The organism is Pantoea graminicola, from assembly GCF_048452665.1.
Taxonomy (GTDB): Bacteria; Pseudomonadota; Gammaproteobacteria; order Enterobacterales; family Enterobacteriaceae; genus Pantoea.
Genome location: NZ_JBLWSJ010000001.1, coordinates 770,813 through 787,913 on the forward strand (window position 1 = coordinate 770,813; position 17,101 = coordinate 787,913).

General features: G+C 52.5%; 11 protein-coding genes and 1 pseudogene. All 12 read left to right on the plus strand.

From position 1 onward, the window contains the following. Positions 1-53: 53 nt before the first annotated feature. The 12 genes and pseudogenes from tssH to ACNY69_RS03845 all read left to right on the plus strand — a co-directional run bounded on the left by tssH (position 54) and on the right by ACNY69_RS03845 (position 17,055). Positions 54-2,663: a type VI secretion system ATPase TssH gene (gene tssH, locus ACNY69_RS03790; protein ID WP_418797340.1), complete on the plus strand. Its 2,610-nt coding sequence runs from the start codon at positions 54-56 to the stop codon at positions 2,661-2,663. Positions 2,664-2,692: 29 nt separating this feature from the next. Continuing rightward, positions 2,693-4,189: a serine/threonine protein kinase gene (locus ACNY69_RS03795; protein ID WP_418797341.1), complete on the plus strand. Its 1,497-nt coding sequence runs from the start codon at positions 2,693-2,695 to the stop codon at positions 4,187-4,189. Between the two features lie 16 nt (positions 4,190-4,205). Next, complete coding sequence (locus tag ACNY69_RS03800) at positions 4,206-6,353, plus strand: type VI secretion system Vgr family protein (RefSeq protein ID WP_418797342.1); 2,148 nt, start codon at positions 4,206-4,208, stop codon at positions 6,351-6,353. Positions 6,354-6,355: 2 nt separating this feature from the next. After that, a complete protein-coding gene (locus tag ACNY69_RS03805) occupies positions 6,356-7,510 on the plus strand; it encodes a DUF2169 family type VI secretion system accessory protein (protein ID WP_418797343.1) in 1,155 nt (384 codons plus the stop codon). Next, positions 7,503-8,801, plus strand: a complete 1,299-nt coding sequence (locus ACNY69_RS03810) for a DUF4150 domain-containing protein (protein WP_418797344.1) — start codon at positions 7,503-7,505, stop codon at positions 8,799-8,801. The genes ACNY69_RS03805 and ACNY69_RS03810 overlap by 8 nt, the downstream gene beginning before the upstream one ends. Positions 8,802-8,810: 9 nt before the next feature. Then, positions 8,811-9,563, plus strand: coding sequence for an ankyrin repeat domain-containing protein (locus ACNY69_RS03815; RefSeq protein ID WP_418797345.1), 753 nt, complete (start codon positions 8,811-8,813; stop codon positions 9,561-9,563). A gap of 698 nt (positions 9,564-10,261) precedes the next feature. Next, positions 10,262-10,984 carry an ankyrin repeat domain-containing protein gene (locus tag ACNY69_RS03820; protein WP_418797346.1) on the plus strand — a complete coding sequence of 241 codons (723 nt, stop codon included), beginning with the start codon at positions 10,262-10,264 and terminating at the stop codon, positions 10,982-10,984. Positions 10,985-11,505: 521 nt separating this feature from the next. Then, on the plus strand, positions 11,506-15,522 hold the full coding sequence (locus ACNY69_RS03825; RefSeq protein WP_418797347.1) for an RHS repeat-associated core domain-containing protein: 4,017 nt from the start codon (positions 11,506-11,508) through the stop codon (positions 15,520-15,522). 9 nt (positions 15,523-15,531) lie between these two features. After that, the gene (locus ACNY69_RS03830) at positions 15,532-15,921 is read left to right on the plus strand and encodes an Imm50 family immunity protein (RefSeq protein WP_367395417.1); all 390 of its coding nucleotides are present in this window, start codon (positions 15,532-15,534) and stop codon (positions 15,919-15,921) included. 43 nt (positions 15,922-15,964) lie between these two features. Beyond that, positions 15,965-16,428, plus strand: a pseudogene (locus ACNY69_RS03835) (RHS repeat-associated core domain-containing protein); the annotation flags it as partial. A gap of 188 nt (positions 16,429-16,616) precedes the next feature. Further along, positions 16,617-16,775: an HNH endonuclease gene (locus ACNY69_RS03840; RefSeq protein ID WP_418797368.1), complete on the plus strand. Its 159-nt coding sequence runs from the start codon at positions 16,617-16,619 to the stop codon at positions 16,773-16,775. Between the two features lies 1 nt (position 16,776). Continuing rightward, entirely contained in the window at positions 16,777-17,055 is a 279-nt protein-coding gene (locus ACNY69_RS03845) for a hypothetical protein (protein WP_418797348.1), read from the plus strand. Positions 17,056-17,101: the final 46 nt, after the last annotated feature.

The following is a 17,101-nucleotide window of genomic DNA, read 5'->3' on the forward strand; positions in this document are numbered from 1 at the left end:
CTCAACCGCTTTGCCCTTACACAGCCTGCGTCTTTCATTGAAGAGAGCCCCCTATGTCAGAAATCAGCCGTGCCGTACTGTTCGGCAAACTGGATACGCTGTTATTTACCTCGCTGGAAAGCGCCACCGCCTTTTGCAAACTGCGCGGCAATCCGTATGTTGAACTGGTGCACTGGCTGCATCAGCTGATGCAGCAGCAGGATGGCGACTTACAGCAGGTCATCACACATTTTTCACTGGACGAAAAGGCGCTGACCCAGGATATCGTGGCCGCTCTCGATCGTCTGCCGCGCGGCGCCAGTGCGGTTTCCGACCTCTCCGAGCATATCGACAGCGCCGTCGAGCGGGCGTGGGTTTACGCCTCGCTGAAATATGGCGCAACCCGCATTCGCGGCGGCCATCTGCTGGTCGGCCTCCTCAAAACCTTCAACCTGGCCAGCGTACTGAAAGGCATCTCCGGCCAGTTCAGCCGCGTCAACGCCGATGCCCTGCTGGCGGACTTTGATGCGCTGCTCAGCAGCAGCAAAGAGGCGCAGCAGGCGCTGAGCGCCCCGGCAGAGAGCGCAGGCGTGCCGCCTGCCGCAGGCGGCAGCACCCTGGCGCAGTATGGACAGGATCTAACCGCCCGCGCCCGCGACGGCAAAATCGACCCGGTAGCCGGGCGTGATGACGAGATCCGCCAGATGGTGGATATCCTGATGCGCCGCCGCCAGAACAATCCGCTGCTGACGGGCGAGGCGGGCGTCGGTAAAACCGCGGTGGTCGAGGGCCTCGCGCTGCGTATCGCGGCGGGTGATGTGCCTGCGCCGCTGCGCGACGTGCAGCTCTGGCTGCTGGATATCGGCCTGCTGCAGGCCGGTGCCGGGATGAAAGGGGAGTTTGAGGCGCGGCTGCAGGCGCTGATCAATGAGGTTCAGTCCAGCCCGACGCCGATTGTGCTGTTTGTCGATGAGATCCACACCCTGGTCGGTGCGGGCGGTCAGCAGGGCACCGGCGATGCCGCCAACCTGCTGAAACCGGCCCTGGCGCGCGGCCAGCTGCGCACCATCGGCGCCACCACCTGGGCGGAATATAAAAAGTACATCGAAAAAGATCCGGCGCTGACCCGTCGCTTCCAGACCGTGCAGGTGCAGGAGCCGGATGAGGCCAGAGCGATCCTGATGCTGCGCAGCACCGTCAGCGCGCTGGAGAAGCATCACCAGGTGCTGCTGCTGGATGACGCGGTCACTGCGGCGGTAAAACTGTCGCATCGCTACATTCCGGCGCGCCAGCTGCCCGACAAAGCAGTGGCGTTGCTGGACACCGCCTGCGCCCGTGTCGCGGTCAGCCAGGGCGCACAGCCGGCGGCGCTGGAGGATTGCCTGCATCGTCTGGCCGCACTGGAGATTGAAGCGGAGATCGTCGCGCGCGAAATCCGGGTCGGACTGGGCGATGTGACCCGCCAGCAGGCGATGGCAGACGAGCGCCAGACCCTGGAGGCCGAACGGGATGCGCTGGAACAGCGCTGGCTGCAGGAGCGTGAGCTGGTTGAGACGCTGATCGCGCTGCGCGCCCGCTGCGTCACCGAAGATGACCCGGCTCTGCGCGAACAGCGCGACGCCACGCAGCAGCAGCTCACAGCGCTGCAGGGCGAGGCCCCGTTGCTGTTTGCCGCCGTCGATGCAGGCGTGGTGGCTGCCGTGGTGTCAGACTGGACCGGCATTCCGCTGGGCCGGATGGTGAAGAATGAGATCGACGCCGTGCTGAATCTGGCGGACACCCTGAACCAGCGCGTCATCGGACAGCGCCACGGTCTGGAGCTGATTGCGAAGCGGGTGCGCACCACGCGCGCGCGTCTGGATAATCCCGACAAGCCCGCAGGCGTCTTTATGCTGTGCGGCCCGTCCGGCGTGGGTAAAACCGAGACTGCGCTGGCGCTGGCGGAGTCGCTCTACGGCGGCGAGCAGAACATCATCACCATCAACATGAGTGAATTCCAGGAAGCACACACCGTGTCCACGCTGAAAGGCGCACCGCCGGGCTACGTCGGCTACGGGGAAGGTGGCGTCCTGACCGAAGCGGTGCGCCGTCGCCCCTACAGCGTGGTGCTGCTGGATGAGATTGAGAAAGCGCATCCCGATGTGCACGAGCTGTTCTTCCAGGTGTTCGACAAAGGCTGGATGGAGGATGGCGAGGGTCGCCACATTGATTTCCGCAACACCATTATCATTCTGACCTCGAACGTCGGCACGCAGTTGATCAGCGCCATGTGCGCCGATCCTGAACTGATGCCCGATCCCGATGCCCTCAGCACCGCGCTACGTAAGCCGCTGCTGGAGGTCTTCCCGCCTGCGCTGCTGGGCCGTCTGCTGGTGGTGCCCTATTACCCGCTCAGCGATGCGATGCTGGCGGAGATTGTCCGGCTGCAGCTGGCGCGCATCGTGCGGCGTCTGGCCGACAACCACGGCATTGAGGCGCAGATCGATGAGTCTGTGGTCAGCCAGATCGTCCGGCGCTGCACCGAGGTGGAGTCGGGCGGTCGCATGGTTGACGCCATCCTCACCAACACGCTGTTACCGCAGATGAGCCAGATACTGCTGAGCGCCCACGCCCGCGATGAACGCTATCGCCGCGTAGATGTGCGCTGTGAGCAGGGCGAATTTGTCTGCCAGTTTGCTGTTTAAAGCCGTTAGCTATCAGAGAGTTTTCGAATATGTCGGAACATGATCAACCCCTGAATGTCCCCAACGCCCTGCCGCTGGGTTACCGCTTCAATGAATTTGAAATCAAAGAGGTCATCGGCGGTGGCGGCTTTGGCATCGTCTATCGCGCCTGGGATCACCAGCTGGAACGCGATATCGCGATTAAAGAGTTTATGCCCGCCTCGCTGGCGGTGCGCAGCGATGACCTCAACCTGGTGCTGCGCAGTGAGCGTTTCAGCAAAACCTTTCACGCCGGACTGAACAGCTTTATTCAGGAGGCGCGACTGCTGGCGCGCTTCAATCACCCGAACCTGCTGCATGTGCTGCGTTTCTGGGTGCAGAACGACACCGCCTATATGGGCACCGTGTTCTACAGCGGCACCACGCTCTCCAGCTTCCGCGAGCGCAATCCGCAGTCGGTCAATGAAACCTGGATCCGTCGCCTGCTGCCGCCGCTGCTGGGGGCGATCAAAACCATCCATGAGGCGGGTTATCTGCATCGCGATATCTCGCTGGATAACATCCAGATCCAGAGCAGCGGCGAGCCGATCCTGCTGGATTTCGGGTCGGCCCGGAAAACCATCGGAAACCTGTCCGATGAGAGCGAGACCATGCTGCGTCCCGGTTATGCGCCGATTGAACAGTACAGCGACAACGACGAGAGCGAGCAGGGCGCATGGACCGATATCTACGCGCTGGGCGCGGTGCTGCATACCCTGATTACCGGGGCGCCGCCGCCGGTGAGCGTGGTTCGCAGCATCGAAGATAACTATCAGCCGCTGGTGCAGCGCCGTCTGGCGGGTTACTCCGCATCGCTGCTGAGCGCCGTAGATCGCGCGCTGGCGCTGAAACCGGAAGATCGTCCACAGAGCATCGATGATTTTGCGGCGCTGATGGCGCTGCCGGAACGCGAACCGGAACCGCTGCTGAGCGCCAGAATCAGCGGGCCGGGCACCATGCTGGTGCCTGTCGAAGAGCAGGTGGTCAGCAAACCCGACTCGCCGCTGAAAACATGGCTGGGACACCGGTTTGCGCTGCCGGGCCTGGTTGCCGCGGGTGTGCTGGTGGGCCTCTGTGCGGGGCTGCTGATGTCGGGCGGCCAGCAGGCGACGCCACCGGCGGAAACGGCGCAGAACAACGCGCCTGCCGCCACGACTACACCGGCCAGCCCTGCGGTTACCGCGCCGCCAACCCAGACGGACGAACCCACAGAGACGGTCGCCAGCACGCCGGTCCAGCGTGCCGAACCCGCCCCTACAGCTACACCGGAGCCGCAACCGGCACCGCCAGCCGCGCCGGTCGCGCAGGTCTATATCCGTCTGCAGCAGGGTGAGCGTGTTCAGGTGAACGGTCAGCCACAGGCGCTGGTGCCGGCGGTAAACGGCTTCGCCACGCTGCAACTGGCACCGGGTAGCTACACCTTCGCCATCAGCGGCCAGAACGGCACCCGCCAGCAGACGCTGACCATCAGCGAAGAAGGCGTCTGGTTGCTCGATCCACACAGTTAAAAGTCAGGGATTACTTATGTTCTCACGCATTACTGCACAGCTGCCGGCGGACGGCCTGCTGTTCCACACGCTCAGGGGCACCGAAACGCTTTCGCGTCCGTTTGTGCTCACCGCCGAGCTGCTCTCCACCGATGCGCGCATCGACCGCCACGCCCTGCTGGGCCAGCCGGTGACCTTCACGCTGCCGGCCGGCGGCCTGATGAACGCGCTGAACCCGCGCTACTTCAACGGTAAAATCACCCGTGTCGCGGTGCGCAGCCAGGAGCTGAGCGGCACCCGTTACGCGTGCTATGAGCTGACGGTGGAGCCGGACCTGTGGCCGATGCAGCGCGACCGCAACCTGCGCATCTTTCAGAGCCAGACGGTGCCGCAGATAGTGCAGACGCTGCTGAAGGAGTACGGCGTGAACGTCGAGACGCGCCTGGCGGGCAGCTACCGGGTGTGGGAGTACTGCGTGCAGTATCAGGAGAGCAGCCTGAATTTCATCAGCCGCCTGATGGAGCTGGAGGGGATGTACTACTTCTTCCGCCACGAGGCGGACAGGCATACGCTGGTGCTGTGCGACGCGCCGGACCAGCATCAGGCGTTTCCGGGCTACGGGACCATCCCCTACCACGTCACCCCGTCGGGCGGCGTAGTGACGGAAGAGGGCATCAGCCAGTGGTCGCTGGCGGAGAGCGTGACGCCGGGCATCTACAGCACCGACGACTACGACTTCCGCAAGCCGAACGCGTGGATGCTGCAGGCGCGGCAGAACCCGGCGTCGCCGGTGCCGGGGTCGGTGGACGTCTACGACTGGCCGGGCCATTTTGTCGACCACAGCCACGGCGAGTCCTACGCGCGCATCCGCCAGCAGGTATGGCAGGCGGAGCATCACCGCGTCAGCGGGTCGGGCACGGCCACCGGCATCGCGCCGGGCTTTACCTTCTCAATACTCAACGCGCCGCACTTCAGCGACAACGGCGAGTATCTGGTGACCTCGGCCACCTATGACTTCGCCGAGAACCCCTACGCCAGCGGCGACGGCGGGGCGAGCCGCCACAACATCGACTTCACGGTGCTGCCGTCATCGGTGACGTGGCGCACGCCGCCGGAGACGCCGTGGCCGAAGACGCACGGCCCGCAGACCGCGAAGGTGGTGGGGCCGAAAGGCGAGTCCATCTGGACCGACCGCTACGGGCGGGTGAAGGTGAAGTTTCACTGGGACCGGCTGGCGAAGGGCGATGACACCAGCTCCTGCTGGGTGCGCGTCTCCAGCGCCTGGGCGGGCCAGGGGTTCGGCGGGGTGCAGATCCCGCGCGTGAACGATGAAGTGGTGGTGGACTTCATCAACGGCGACCCGGATCGTCCGCTGATCATCGGCCGCGTGTACAACGAGGCGAGCATGCCGCCGTGGGCGCTGCCGGCGGCGGCGACGCAGATGGGGTTCCTGAGCCGGTCGAAGGATGGCACGGCGGACACCGCGAATGCGCTGAGGTTTGAGGATAAGGCGGGTGAAGAGCAGGTCTGGCTGCATGCTGAAAAGAACATGGACACGGAGGTGGAAAACAATGAAACCCTCAGTGTTGGCAGCAACCGGACCAAAACCATCGGTGGCAATGAAACCACCGAGGTGAAGAAAAACCGCACTGAAACGGTCAATCAGAATGAAACCATTACCGTTCATCAGAACCGTACTGAGACGGTGGATGGTAATGAAACCATCACCGTGCATAGCAATCGCACCGAAACGGTCGATCAGAATGAGAAAGTGCGGATTGGGCAGAATCAGTCGGTAACGATAAATGGCAATCAGACACTGAAAGTGGATCAGACGAAAACTGAAACGATTGCTCTGGCGTCAATGCTCAATGTTGGCCTGGCGCAGAACACGAATATCGGCGCAGCCTATGTGCTCAATGTCGGCGCTGGCTGGATGACTAATGTCGGCGCAATGCAGATGCACAATGTCGCTATGAAATATTCGCTGAATGCCGGGCGGGATATCGCACTTTCTGCCGGAACAAATGCAGAGTTCAGTGCTGAAGACAAAATCACCCTGGTATGTGGCGAATCGATGATTGTGCTCGAGCAGAACGGCACCATCACCATCAGCGCGAATAAAATCAAGCTGGTTGGTGAGAAGGTGATTGATATCGATGGCACACAGATAGACATCAACTGATTATGGAAAATTTTGCCAATCATAGCGCCTTTCCGGCGCTGCTGTTTGAGTCGCTGGATCAGCACGACCATGGTTTTAACGTGCTTGTGACACGTGTCAGCTACGATCTGAATATTATCACCGGCGAGCTGACTTTGTGTGAAGATCAGGGTGAACTGGCAGAGGAAGATCAATATTTCGATGAACCAGGCATCAGTAGTGTGCGTTTTGAAAGTGACCTGGCTCCTTATAAACCCCGGCTGGATGTGGTGATCAATGGCACTGCATGGGCACCTGAAGATAAACCTGCCCGGCATTTTACTGTGGGTGCACGTATTGGTGATTTTACCCGTCTGCTGAATGTTTATGGTCCGCGGGAATGGCGAAAAATGGTCGCCAGCTGGCAGCTTACGGACGCTAAGCCAGTGGCTCATGTTGATTTACGCTATGAATTCGCTCAGGGAGGTTATTACAGGCTGGAAGGTGGCGAAGAGATGGCTTCATCTGCTAACAGTGTTGGTATTGGCTGGTTATCAATAAAAGCTCAAAAAGCGCTCAAACTTCAATGCATTCCGGCTCCGCAGTTCGAACTGCTACCGCAGCCTGTAAAAAACATCGAAGACGAAAATCTGCCTGCTGGTTTTGGTTTCTATGGGCGGGGCTGGCATCCGCGCATTTCATTTGCCGGAACTTATGATGAAACGTGGAAGCAGCATCGCCATCCGTTTCTGCCAGCAGATTTTCAGTTCGATTACTGGTGCGGTGCGCATCCCTGGATGCAATTTCCATTGCCAAAACCCCTGACACAAATTCCGGTCACACTCAAAAATCTGATATCTCAACAGGAAAAAAGTGGACAGCAAATCGATTTTTCTGTGCCGGTAGAAACACTGTTTGCCTTTGTGACAACTGAGGAGGGCGCGGGAATTACTTATGATTTGCAACTCGATACGCTCGTTATTGATCTCCCGACGCGCAAGGTGCATTGCAGCTATCGTGCTGTATTTTCCGAACAACTTGCACCTGCAATGACTGAGCTACGTTTTATCGCGGTTAATGAGCGAAAACTAATGATACAGCGTGCGCAGCAACAGCTTACCGATAGTCAGGATGACAGTTTTATTCCATTACCCCCTTCGCTCCTGACGCTTATCAACGGGGTGCAACGCCATGGCTGATAATTACGCCGCACGAAAGGACGGTGTGTACAAAGTTGTCGGATTAGCGCCGGATCTCTGTTTTACCCCGGGTATTCAGCCTCCGGTTCCCTATCCTGTAACGGCTACACTCGCACCTTCAAAGAGCACCGTCGACAACGTGAAATTCAACGGCCATCCAGCGTTTGTCTATAAAATTAGCTATGTGCCTACTACGATTGGGGATGCTGCAGGTCGTAACAAAGGAGTGGTCAGTGGAACAGTTGAGGGAGATTGTTGGTCAATAGAGCATAGCCCAGATACGTATATTGGCGGTTTTCCCCTGAATCGTGTGCAGGATCTGTTTGCCATGAATGGCAAAGCTCTGGGTGGACGTGGCGGAAACCTGACCAAAAAAGAAACATGGGAGAGGCGTAAATCGCTGATTGAAAAAGGAAAAAATAGCAAAGATCCAAAAGTTGTGCAGGCAGCCTTGCGGCTTGAACAAAATAATACGGGTATGGAGAAAGCGAGGTTAGCAGACTACGTTTATGAACCTCGAGACCCCAGTAAGCCTATGCCCGATATACCGGAAGGATGGAAAGATATCAGTGACGATCCTAAGGCACTGGCTAAATACAACATTCATCCAGACGATTTGAGAGTACCAGCAGAGCCTGGATTCAGGTCACGCGTGTATGAGCCGGATGAAGCAACATTCGGCAAGGACATGTCCGCTTCTGTAGTTTTTCGGGGTACACGAATGAAAGAAGCTGTTGACTGGAAAAATAATGTGCAGCAAAGCATTGGTGCTGATTCAAGCTACTATAAGCAAGCGGTAAACATAGGTAAAGCGGTGAAACGTTCATCGGCCCCCATCGATTTAACTGGTCATTCTTTGGGGGGAGGGCTGGCATCTGCTGCTGCACGCTCAAGCGGAAAAACAGGATGGACGTTTAATGCTGCAGGACTAAAATCATCTACAGTGAAAAAGTACAGCGGAGAAAATCCATCATCGCAAAAACAAGAAAATATATCCGCTTATCGTGTGAAAGGCGAAATATTAACAAGGGTACAGGAACCTGGATTTTGGGGGGGAGCAGCAGTTATCGGTGGGCTAGGATTGACAGGATTTAAAAGTTTTGGGCCGTGGGGCGCTATTGCTGGTGGTGCTTTAGGAACAGGCTTAGTAATGTCCCCTGCTGCAGTTGGCATAAAGCATGAGCTTCAGGGTGGTCAAGGTAATGCAATAGACATGCATGGTATGGACCAGGTCAAACATTGTATAGAGATGGAGAAGCATGATGACGAAGCAATTCTGCTCGCTACATAAGGAGTTTGTATGTTTATTAACTTAATCAAGATTTCAATGAGCCGTATCTGGGTATTAATTTTTTTTGCCGCATCAGGATGTAATGCAATGAATAAACTCCCTCCGGAAAAATATTTTCACGGAACTCAGTTATCTATAGCACAAGCGATAGCAAGCGGAAACGTCTCAGAAGTTAGTAAGCTTGCACCAGATACAGACCTTAACAAACCGGGTCAACAGGACATGACTTTATTATTCTTCGCTGTGCAGAATGCTAAAGATAGAAGTCAGCATCAAATGGAAATAATTCGCGAATTAGTTAAGGCTGGGGCGGATCCTTTACAGGATGTACCGGATGTAGGGTATGTTGCAGAAGTATTAGCTACCTCTCCCTATCCGGCATATATGCAAGCTTTACTGGATGGCGGCATGAGTCCGAACACTAAAGTCAGGGGACGTCCAGTTTTTTATCGCGCAGCTTCGGACAATACTTTATCAACTCTTAAATTGATGGTTAAACGAGGGGCTAATATCAATCAGGATGATAGTTTGGGTAGGCCGGTCTTAATGCATGCGCTGGATGGAATGCAGCTGGATACTGTGGAATGGCTGCTTGAAAATGGTGCTAACCCGAATGCGGTCGAAAAAAATACTGGCTGGTCTTTTATGCGTCAGCTAGACGATACTATAAAAAATAATGGTAGCGATAAGGGTGCAGCACATAACAAATTGCTCGAAGTTCAAGAGATTGCGAAGAGGAAGGGCGGGCTTATGCATCAATAGGTTATTTAATTTTACTTGGTAAAGCTCTGGATTTTTATAACAAGGACGTTTTTAATATTTTAATGAGTGCCAAAAAATAAAATATTATTAGCAAGTCGACATTAAGTAAAAAATAGCATGTATATTTATTCATGTTGTTTTCGCAGGTTTGTAGTTATTTGTTAAAGTGGTGGGAAAGCTTCGCCAGAAGAGTACTTTTTTGGCTGGTATCTTTTAATCTAATAAGCTACTGTCAATTGAAATTACAATGAATTAAAAGCTCTAATTTTTAATACAGAGCTTAACCTTTCTGGCAAAGCAGGAATGACGTTACTTTTTTTTTCAAAATCATGGAATTTCTCTTAATGAGAACAAACTGTCATTTTTTTCTGTATCAGAATAAATGCCTTTATAAGTCTTCTGTTCAGATAGCGTTGTTTAGTTGCTCAGATAAAATGTCTATCTGCATATAAAATCTGGCTGGCTTTTAATTGCATGCCAGTTAAAATGATTTGAAGCCAGGTTGATGGTGTAAGTTAAATAAAATCAGAGGCATTTTAATTCATTGAGAAATGAAAGCAGGCTATAGTCCATCAAATTATAAATTTTGAATAAAAATTCTGGTATTCATTTGTAGCTTCAAATACTTCTTTGCAGAAGAATGAATTTTTTATGTTTTTACCATAAATGAGTCATTCGATGTCAGGGTGGTGAGTAATTTGAATATTATCAGGCTGTTAAGTTTATTTTTTGTTGCTTTTTTAGTGATTTTCCAGTTTTTTAGTCACAGGGCCGAAATCTTTCCTGAAAAGCATTTTTCAGGAAGCCAGTTGCAACTGGCAAAAGCAATTCAGAATGGTGACCCGGATAAGGTGGCTCAATTGTCAGAGCAAACTGATCTCAATAAGCCCGGCGAGAAAGGACTTACGCTTCTGTATTATGCCCTTAGCGAAGCTTCAAATAAAGATGTTAACAGACTTAATGTAATGAGTGCGTTAGTAAAACATGGCGCTAATCCTGTCCAATACGTTGTCGACATGGGATCTGTGGCAACGAATACAGCGGGATACGCAGACCCTGTGTTTTTTAAAGCCTTAATTAAAGGCGGGATGGATAAAAATGCGAGATTTGTAAGTACGCCGATAATATTTTATGCAACCAATGAAAGATCCTTCGCGACTCTTAAATATCTCGTAGAGATTGGTGCTGATGTCAATGCAAAAGATAGCTTAGGTCAAACGGCAATTTTTCAAGGTATGTATGGTCAACAATATGATCAGGTTGAATACCTTCTCAATCATGGCGCAGATGCAAATATTACTGATGTTAATAATGTAACTTTTAATCAGCTTTTGGATAAAACCATCAGTAATACCAATAAAGATAATAAGATGGCAATCGATAAGCTGAAAGATATAAAAGAATTAACCCACAAAAATTAACAGATATTTGGGTCGAATTTAAAAACAGCTTCAGATGGATGCCTGAGTGTGCAATGAATTCAGACTGATGAATCCGGCATGTTTATAATTAGTGGCAGGTTCAGATTGCATAACAGCCTGCTTAAACCGCTCTGCTCGCGATTTAACAGGCGCTAAGAAGTGCTGGCTGACGTGTCAGATGCATTGTGATAAATCCTGAGTTATTCACTTTCTGGCATGATAGCGAGATGGTGCGGTACTGGTATCAATCCTCGCACCTGAATAATGTGGGCATTATGATGATTGTTCTGGAATTTTAATTATTGCATGCCTGTATGTTACGATCTCACTCATTGATTTTATGTAAAAAATCCTTTTGACAATATCTGGCTACTTTATCTTTTTTTCTCGCCGCAATGAATAAATCCTTAAGCGGAACCTGGTGAAACTATTTACCTGAACTGCATCGCATGCCTTATCTGAATAAGCACGCTTAACATAAAAATCCTTCTTTAACCTGTATATTTTCGCACGGAGCTCCAATGGCAACCGGAAACACGATTGGTAAATTACAATATGCGCCTGCGCCACAAGGCCATGTGGCGGCGGGCAGTGCCAACCCGCCGAAAAAGAAAAGCTGGTGGAGCAGTTATGGCGACTGGGTCCATACCGGTCTGGACGTGTTAGGCGCAGTTCCAATTGTTGGCACGGTGGCTGACGGCGCGAACGCGGCAATTTACACCGCAGAAGGCGATTATGGTAACGCAGCACTTTCAGCTGCATCGGCGGCGGCTAACTTTGTACCCGGTGGTGGGGCAGCGTTTAAAGCCGGTAAGCTGGCAGCAAAGGCTGGTAAAGCAGTAGAAGCCGCGAAAGTGGGCAAGGGTATTGCAAAAGAAGGTGCTGAACTGGCAGAAAAAGCAGCCGTTATAGCCGAAATAACCGCCACTAAAGCTGAAGCTAAAGCCGCTAAAAAAGAAGCTGATGAAGTTATCAGCGCGAAGAAAGCGGGCAGCGGAAAAGGAGGCAGTGACAAAGGACATGCGCAGAAAAAGACTGAGCCGTGCAAAATTCCGGCAAGGCCTCTGCCGCAGGTCGAGATGGCGATTGGTAGTCCGGTTAACCCTGTACTGGGTATCAAACTGTTATTCGGTCCTGAAGATAATGATTTTTCTTTTCCAGCCTCGGTTCCCCTTAACTGGCAACGCTACTATTTTTCCGATGAAATCGGCAATGGCTGGCTGGGGCAAGGCTGGTCGTTACCGTTCTCACAGGAAGTCCGTAAGAAAGCGGGGCTGCTGATCCTGATCGATGAACAGGGCCGCGAAATAGAATTCCCTCTGCCCGAACCGGGCCGTCAGCCTCAGCTTCATCGCTATGAGCAACTCTATCTTTCTCAGCCGCAGGCTGATGAATTCCGTATTTCCTCTGCGGATGAAAGTCAGCACTGGCACTTTACACATAAAACTGAATCTGACCGCTGGCTGCTATCCGCCATCAGCGACCGTCACGGCAACCGCCTTAATATTCGTTACAACATCCTGCATCTGCCGGTGCAGATTGAAGACAGCGCCGGACGTCGATTCAATATCGCTTTTTCACGATTTGAGTCGGATGCAGGTATTCCCTTTTACCGTATCACCGGTGTCAGTGTCTGCCACCCCTCAGATCCTCTGAATGTTGAAGTGCTCTGTCACTACGATTATTCACCACAGGGTGATTTGGTCGCTGTGCGTAACGAACTCAACGAGGTGCTGCGTGAATTCCGTTACCGTAACCACATTATGGTGGCGCATCGTCGCACGGGCGAAATGGAGTGTTTTTATCACTATGACACCTATGCTCCTGAAGGAAAGGTACTGGCACATCGCGACAGCCTCGGCGGGGAATGGCGTTTTGAATATGGCAGTCAGACTACAACGGTCACTGATGTACTGGGACGCGTGACACGCTATGACTTTGACGACAATAAGGAACTGATTGGCTATCAGGATGCGATGGAAGGGCATATCCGTATCAGACGTAATGCCCGCGGTCAGATGACACAACTCACCGACCAGAGCGGCCGGATAACGCGCTACCGCTATGATGAACGCGGCAACTGTACGGCCATCATTGAGCCAGATGGTCAGACTACACGTTTTGATTATCACGAACGCTGGAACACGCCGGTTCGTGTGACCAACATGCTGGGCGGAACACGTGAATTTATCTACGACACAGCAGGAAACTTAATCCGTTTTTCGGATGAGATAGGACGCATTACAGAATACAACCATGATGACCGTGGCAATCTGGTCAGGGTACGTGATGCTGCGGCGGGCGTACAAACATTATGCTGGAACCAGGCCAACTTTCTTATCAGTCATACCGATTGCTCAGGGCGCACATCGACCTTTGACTATGACAAATATGGCTGGATGAAGCAGCAGACGGATGCGGCAGGAAATAATACCCGGTTCTATAACCGATGGAATGGCCTGCCCCAGCGTATTGTGCATGCCGATGGTGGAACGGAAAGCTTTGAGTTTGACCGCTGGAAACGGCTGATTGCCTGGCAGGATCCTCAGGGGCAGGTAACCCGCTGGGCGCTGGCGGCTGACGGCTTGCCGTTAACGCGGACGGATGCCTCTGGTCATAGCATTGGCTATGAGTACGATCTGGCCCGTCGTCTGACCGCACTGATCAATGAAAATGGCGCGCGCTATACATTCCGCTACGATGCCCGGGATAACAGGATAGAGGAGCAGGGCTTTGATGGTTGCAGGACACGTTATGAATATGATGACAGTGGCTGGCTGCTGACACGGATTGAAGAGGGCGATGGAAGTGGGCCGCTCATCCAGTCACGTTATGAGCGGGATGCTGCAGGCAGATTGCTGGAAAAGCTGGTGTCGCGCGGTGGAGATGCGACATGGCAACGTACCCGCTATCGTTACGATGCACTGGGACGCCTCACGGCAGGTGTCAACCACGGCGGACGCTCTGAACTCGAATGGGATGATGCCGGACAGTTGCTTACTGAACGGACGCTGGTTCGGGGGCACCGTTATGAACTGCGCCACAGCTATGACGAGCTGGGTAACCGGACGCACACCATTTTACCGGATGGCCGGGAACTGAAGCAGTTGTACTACGGCAGCGGACATCGGGTTCAGGTTAACCTGGGTAACCGGGTCATCAGCGAAAGTGAACGTGACGTTCTGCACCGGGAAGTGCGCCGCACCCAGGGCGCAATCACCAGCGAATATGTGCACGATGAGATGGGCCGGCTGATAAGCCAGCGCGCCAGCCGCGGGGCACAATCAGCGGTGGCACGCGAATATGTCTGGCGACGCGACGGCCAGCTGATGCAGATGACGGATAAATACACGGGCGATCATCGCTACGAATATGACGCCCTGGGACGTATGACGCGGGCGCGTGATGAGCGTTTTGCCTTTGATCCGGCGCATAATCTGCTGAGTGATTCTCAGGCGCAGCCCCTGCAGGACAACCGACTCAGGGTTTATGAAGACAAACGCTGGACCTACGATGGCTTTGGTAATGTGACGCGCAAGCAGAGTGGCCGTCACACAGATCAGCAGTTTGTCTGGAATGCTGAACATCAGCTGACCGAATCGGTGAGTACCCGCAACGGAACTGAACAGCGAACCACCTATGGCTATGATGCGTTTGGCCGCCGAAGCTGGAAACGCGATGCTTTTGGTATTACGCGCTTTGTCTGGGAAGGTAATCGCCTGCTGAGTGAAGAGAGAGGCTCACGTTGGCATATCTGGATTTACGAGGATGACAGCTTTGCTCCGCTGGCGCAGATCAGTCTGCAGCAGGGTGAAATGGAGCACGATGCACAGATCCACTGGTTTCATAATGATGTCTCAGGTCTGCCACGCGAGCTGACTGGTGCTGACGGCAGTGTAGTCTGGCGAGCCGTCTATCGTGCCTGGGGTAATACGCTGCGCACAGAGCAGGCAACAGTGGAGGGTGCAGAGCCGATTTATCAGCCGCTGCGCTATCAGGGCCAGTATTTCGATGCGGAAACAGGTTTGCACTATAACCGTTTTCGCTATTATGATCCGGATGCGGGCAGGTTTGTGAGTCAGGACCCAATAGGGCTTGCTGGTGGGGTTAACCTTTATCAGTATGCGCCGAATCCGCTGAGTTGGGTGGATCCGCTTGGGTTAACTAAATGTGCACCAAATAAGAAAACAACTTATGAAGGTGTTAGTCGTAGGGATGCATTCAGGCAGGCTAAACGTGATGCAGGAATACCTAAGAATCAGCAGCCTTACGAAGTTAGTAGAACTAAATTAGGTGACGGATATGGTGATTATATGAGAGACAAAAATGGGATCCCTATTGAAACTCGACAATACCATTTCAAAGACGGGAATGGTTCGACTGTGGTAATTCAGGAGCATAGTTTAGGACATGCTAAAGCAACACCTTTACATGGTGCTGAACCACATTTTAACGTAAGGCCAGTCGAACCAGTGACTGGGAAAATTTTAGATACCGGTAGTGTTCCTGGAACTCACGGTCATTATAATTTTCCATAAGGAGTTGATATGTGGTTTGAATGTGCTTTACATAAAGAAAAAATAACTCATATGTTTGGTGATGTTTTTGAATTAAAAGACGCCCAATTAAATGGATTCTACTTTCATGAAACATCATCCATCAGATTCTTGTTCAGCATTAAAGGCATCCCTCAAAAACACCCACAGAAATGGGATGGTAATGGATATAATGCGATGAATATTGTTCTGGGTTTTGATGGAGTAAAAAAATTTAATGCTAATTGCTCCAGGGTTAACATTATATGCAATCCGGATATTCATAGCTCTCAAGGTAAATCTACAATTAGCATAAAAAGTGAGGTGGGCTCTATCTTTTGTGAATCGGAGTTTCTGACAATAGAAAACATTAGCCCGTATACTGATATAAGATGGGATTGATTTGGCTTTCAATAGGAATGATATAATTTGATTATTTTGTATAAATATAATATTTAGCGAGGTTAGAGGCTCGCGCCAGCAAGTCTGGATTTACGAGGATGATAGCTTTGCTCCGCTGGCGCAGATCAGTCTGCAGCAGGGCGAGACAGAGCATGATGCACAGATCCATTGGTATCATAATGACGTCTCAGGTCTGCCACGCGAGTTGACTGGTGCTGACGGCAGTCTAATCTGGCGAGACGTCTATCGTGCCTAAGGTAATACGCTGCGCACAGAGCAGGCAGCAGTGGAGGGTGTAGAGCCGATTTATCTGTCGCTGCACTATCAGGGCCAGTATTTCGGTGCGGAAACAGGTTTGCACTATAGCCGTTTTCGCTATTATGATCCGGATGCGGGCAGGTTTGTGAGTCAGGATCCGATAGGGCTGGCGGGGGCTTAAATCTCTACGCGTATGCGCCTAATCCGCTGAACTGGCTTGATCCGCTGGGGTTGACAAAATGTAGTGCTGGTAAACCACCTTCGGCTTATTCCACCGCCTATGAAATGAAACTTTTTAAAACTTCCTATCCTGGTTTTTCACGTGGCCGACATTTTCAAGAGGCAAACGAATCGCTATTGAAAGCGATGGAGTCTGATAAAGACTTTGCACAAAATATGAAAGGGTAGGAATAAATCTGGAGCGTACGCCTACTGGGCTGGCACCAAGACAACCTCCGACAGGCTGGACATGGCACCATGAACTTGAAGACGGGTTAATGCGGTTGGTTCCTCGTTCCCAGCACACACCTGGTAGTGAGTTCTGGAAAATATTACATCCTGATGGTTACGGTAGGTACGCCGTGTGGGGGAAATAAAATGATTTTGACTGACGTTATAAATCAGCTGGATAACCTCGATAGCGACGATACAATTTATGCGAAAAAACCCTGGACACCTGACACTGAGGTTGTTATCGCAACTGAACCAGATGATGGTGGCCTGCCGGATCAAGCGGCAAAAATAAATGCAGAGTATTTTATAGAAATATTCTTCGCAAAAGAGTTTTTAGAAGGCTGGCTATCGAGCTTTGATCAGAAACCTTCAATAAAAGATCAGTGCTTACGATTGATCCAGTATGCTGAAAATGATGCCTAACCAATGATAATAGCCGGAAGCGATCCCCGTGATCCTTCCGGCTTTA

Excerpts from the sequence above, each read along its gene's own strand:
- tssH (WP_418797340.1), top strand. The coding sequence starts at position 54 with ATGTCAGAAATCAGCCGTGCCGTACTGTTCGGCAAACTGGATACGCTG.
- ACNY69_RS03795 (WP_418797341.1), top strand. The coding sequence starts at position 2,693 with ATGTCGGAACATGATCAACCCCTGAATGTCCCCAACGCCCTGCCGCTG.
- ACNY69_RS03800 (WP_418797342.1), top strand. The coding sequence starts at position 4,206 with ATGTTCTCACGCATTACTGCACAGCTGCCGGCGGACGGCCTGCTGTTC.
- ACNY69_RS03805 (WP_418797343.1), top strand. The coding sequence starts at position 6,356 with ATGGAAAATTTTGCCAATCATAGCGCCTTTCCGGCGCTGCTGTTTGAG.
- ACNY69_RS03810 (WP_418797344.1), top strand. The coding sequence starts at position 7,503 with ATGGCTGATAATTACGCCGCACGAAAGGACGGTGTGTACAAAGTTGTC.
- ACNY69_RS03815 (WP_418797345.1), top strand. The coding sequence starts at position 8,811 with ATGTTTATTAACTTAATCAAGATTTCAATGAGCCGTATCTGGGTATTA.
- ACNY69_RS03825 (WP_418797347.1), top strand. The coding sequence starts at position 11,506 with ATGGCAACCGGAAACACGATTGGTAAATTACAATATGCGCCTGCGCCA.
- ACNY69_RS03830 (WP_367395417.1), top strand. The coding sequence starts at position 15,532 with ATGTGGTTTGAATGTGCTTTACATAAAGAAAAAATAACTCATATGTTT.
- ACNY69_RS03845 (WP_418797348.1), top strand. The coding sequence starts at position 16,777 with ATGATTTTGACTGACGTTATAAATCAGCTGGATAACCTCGATAGCGAC.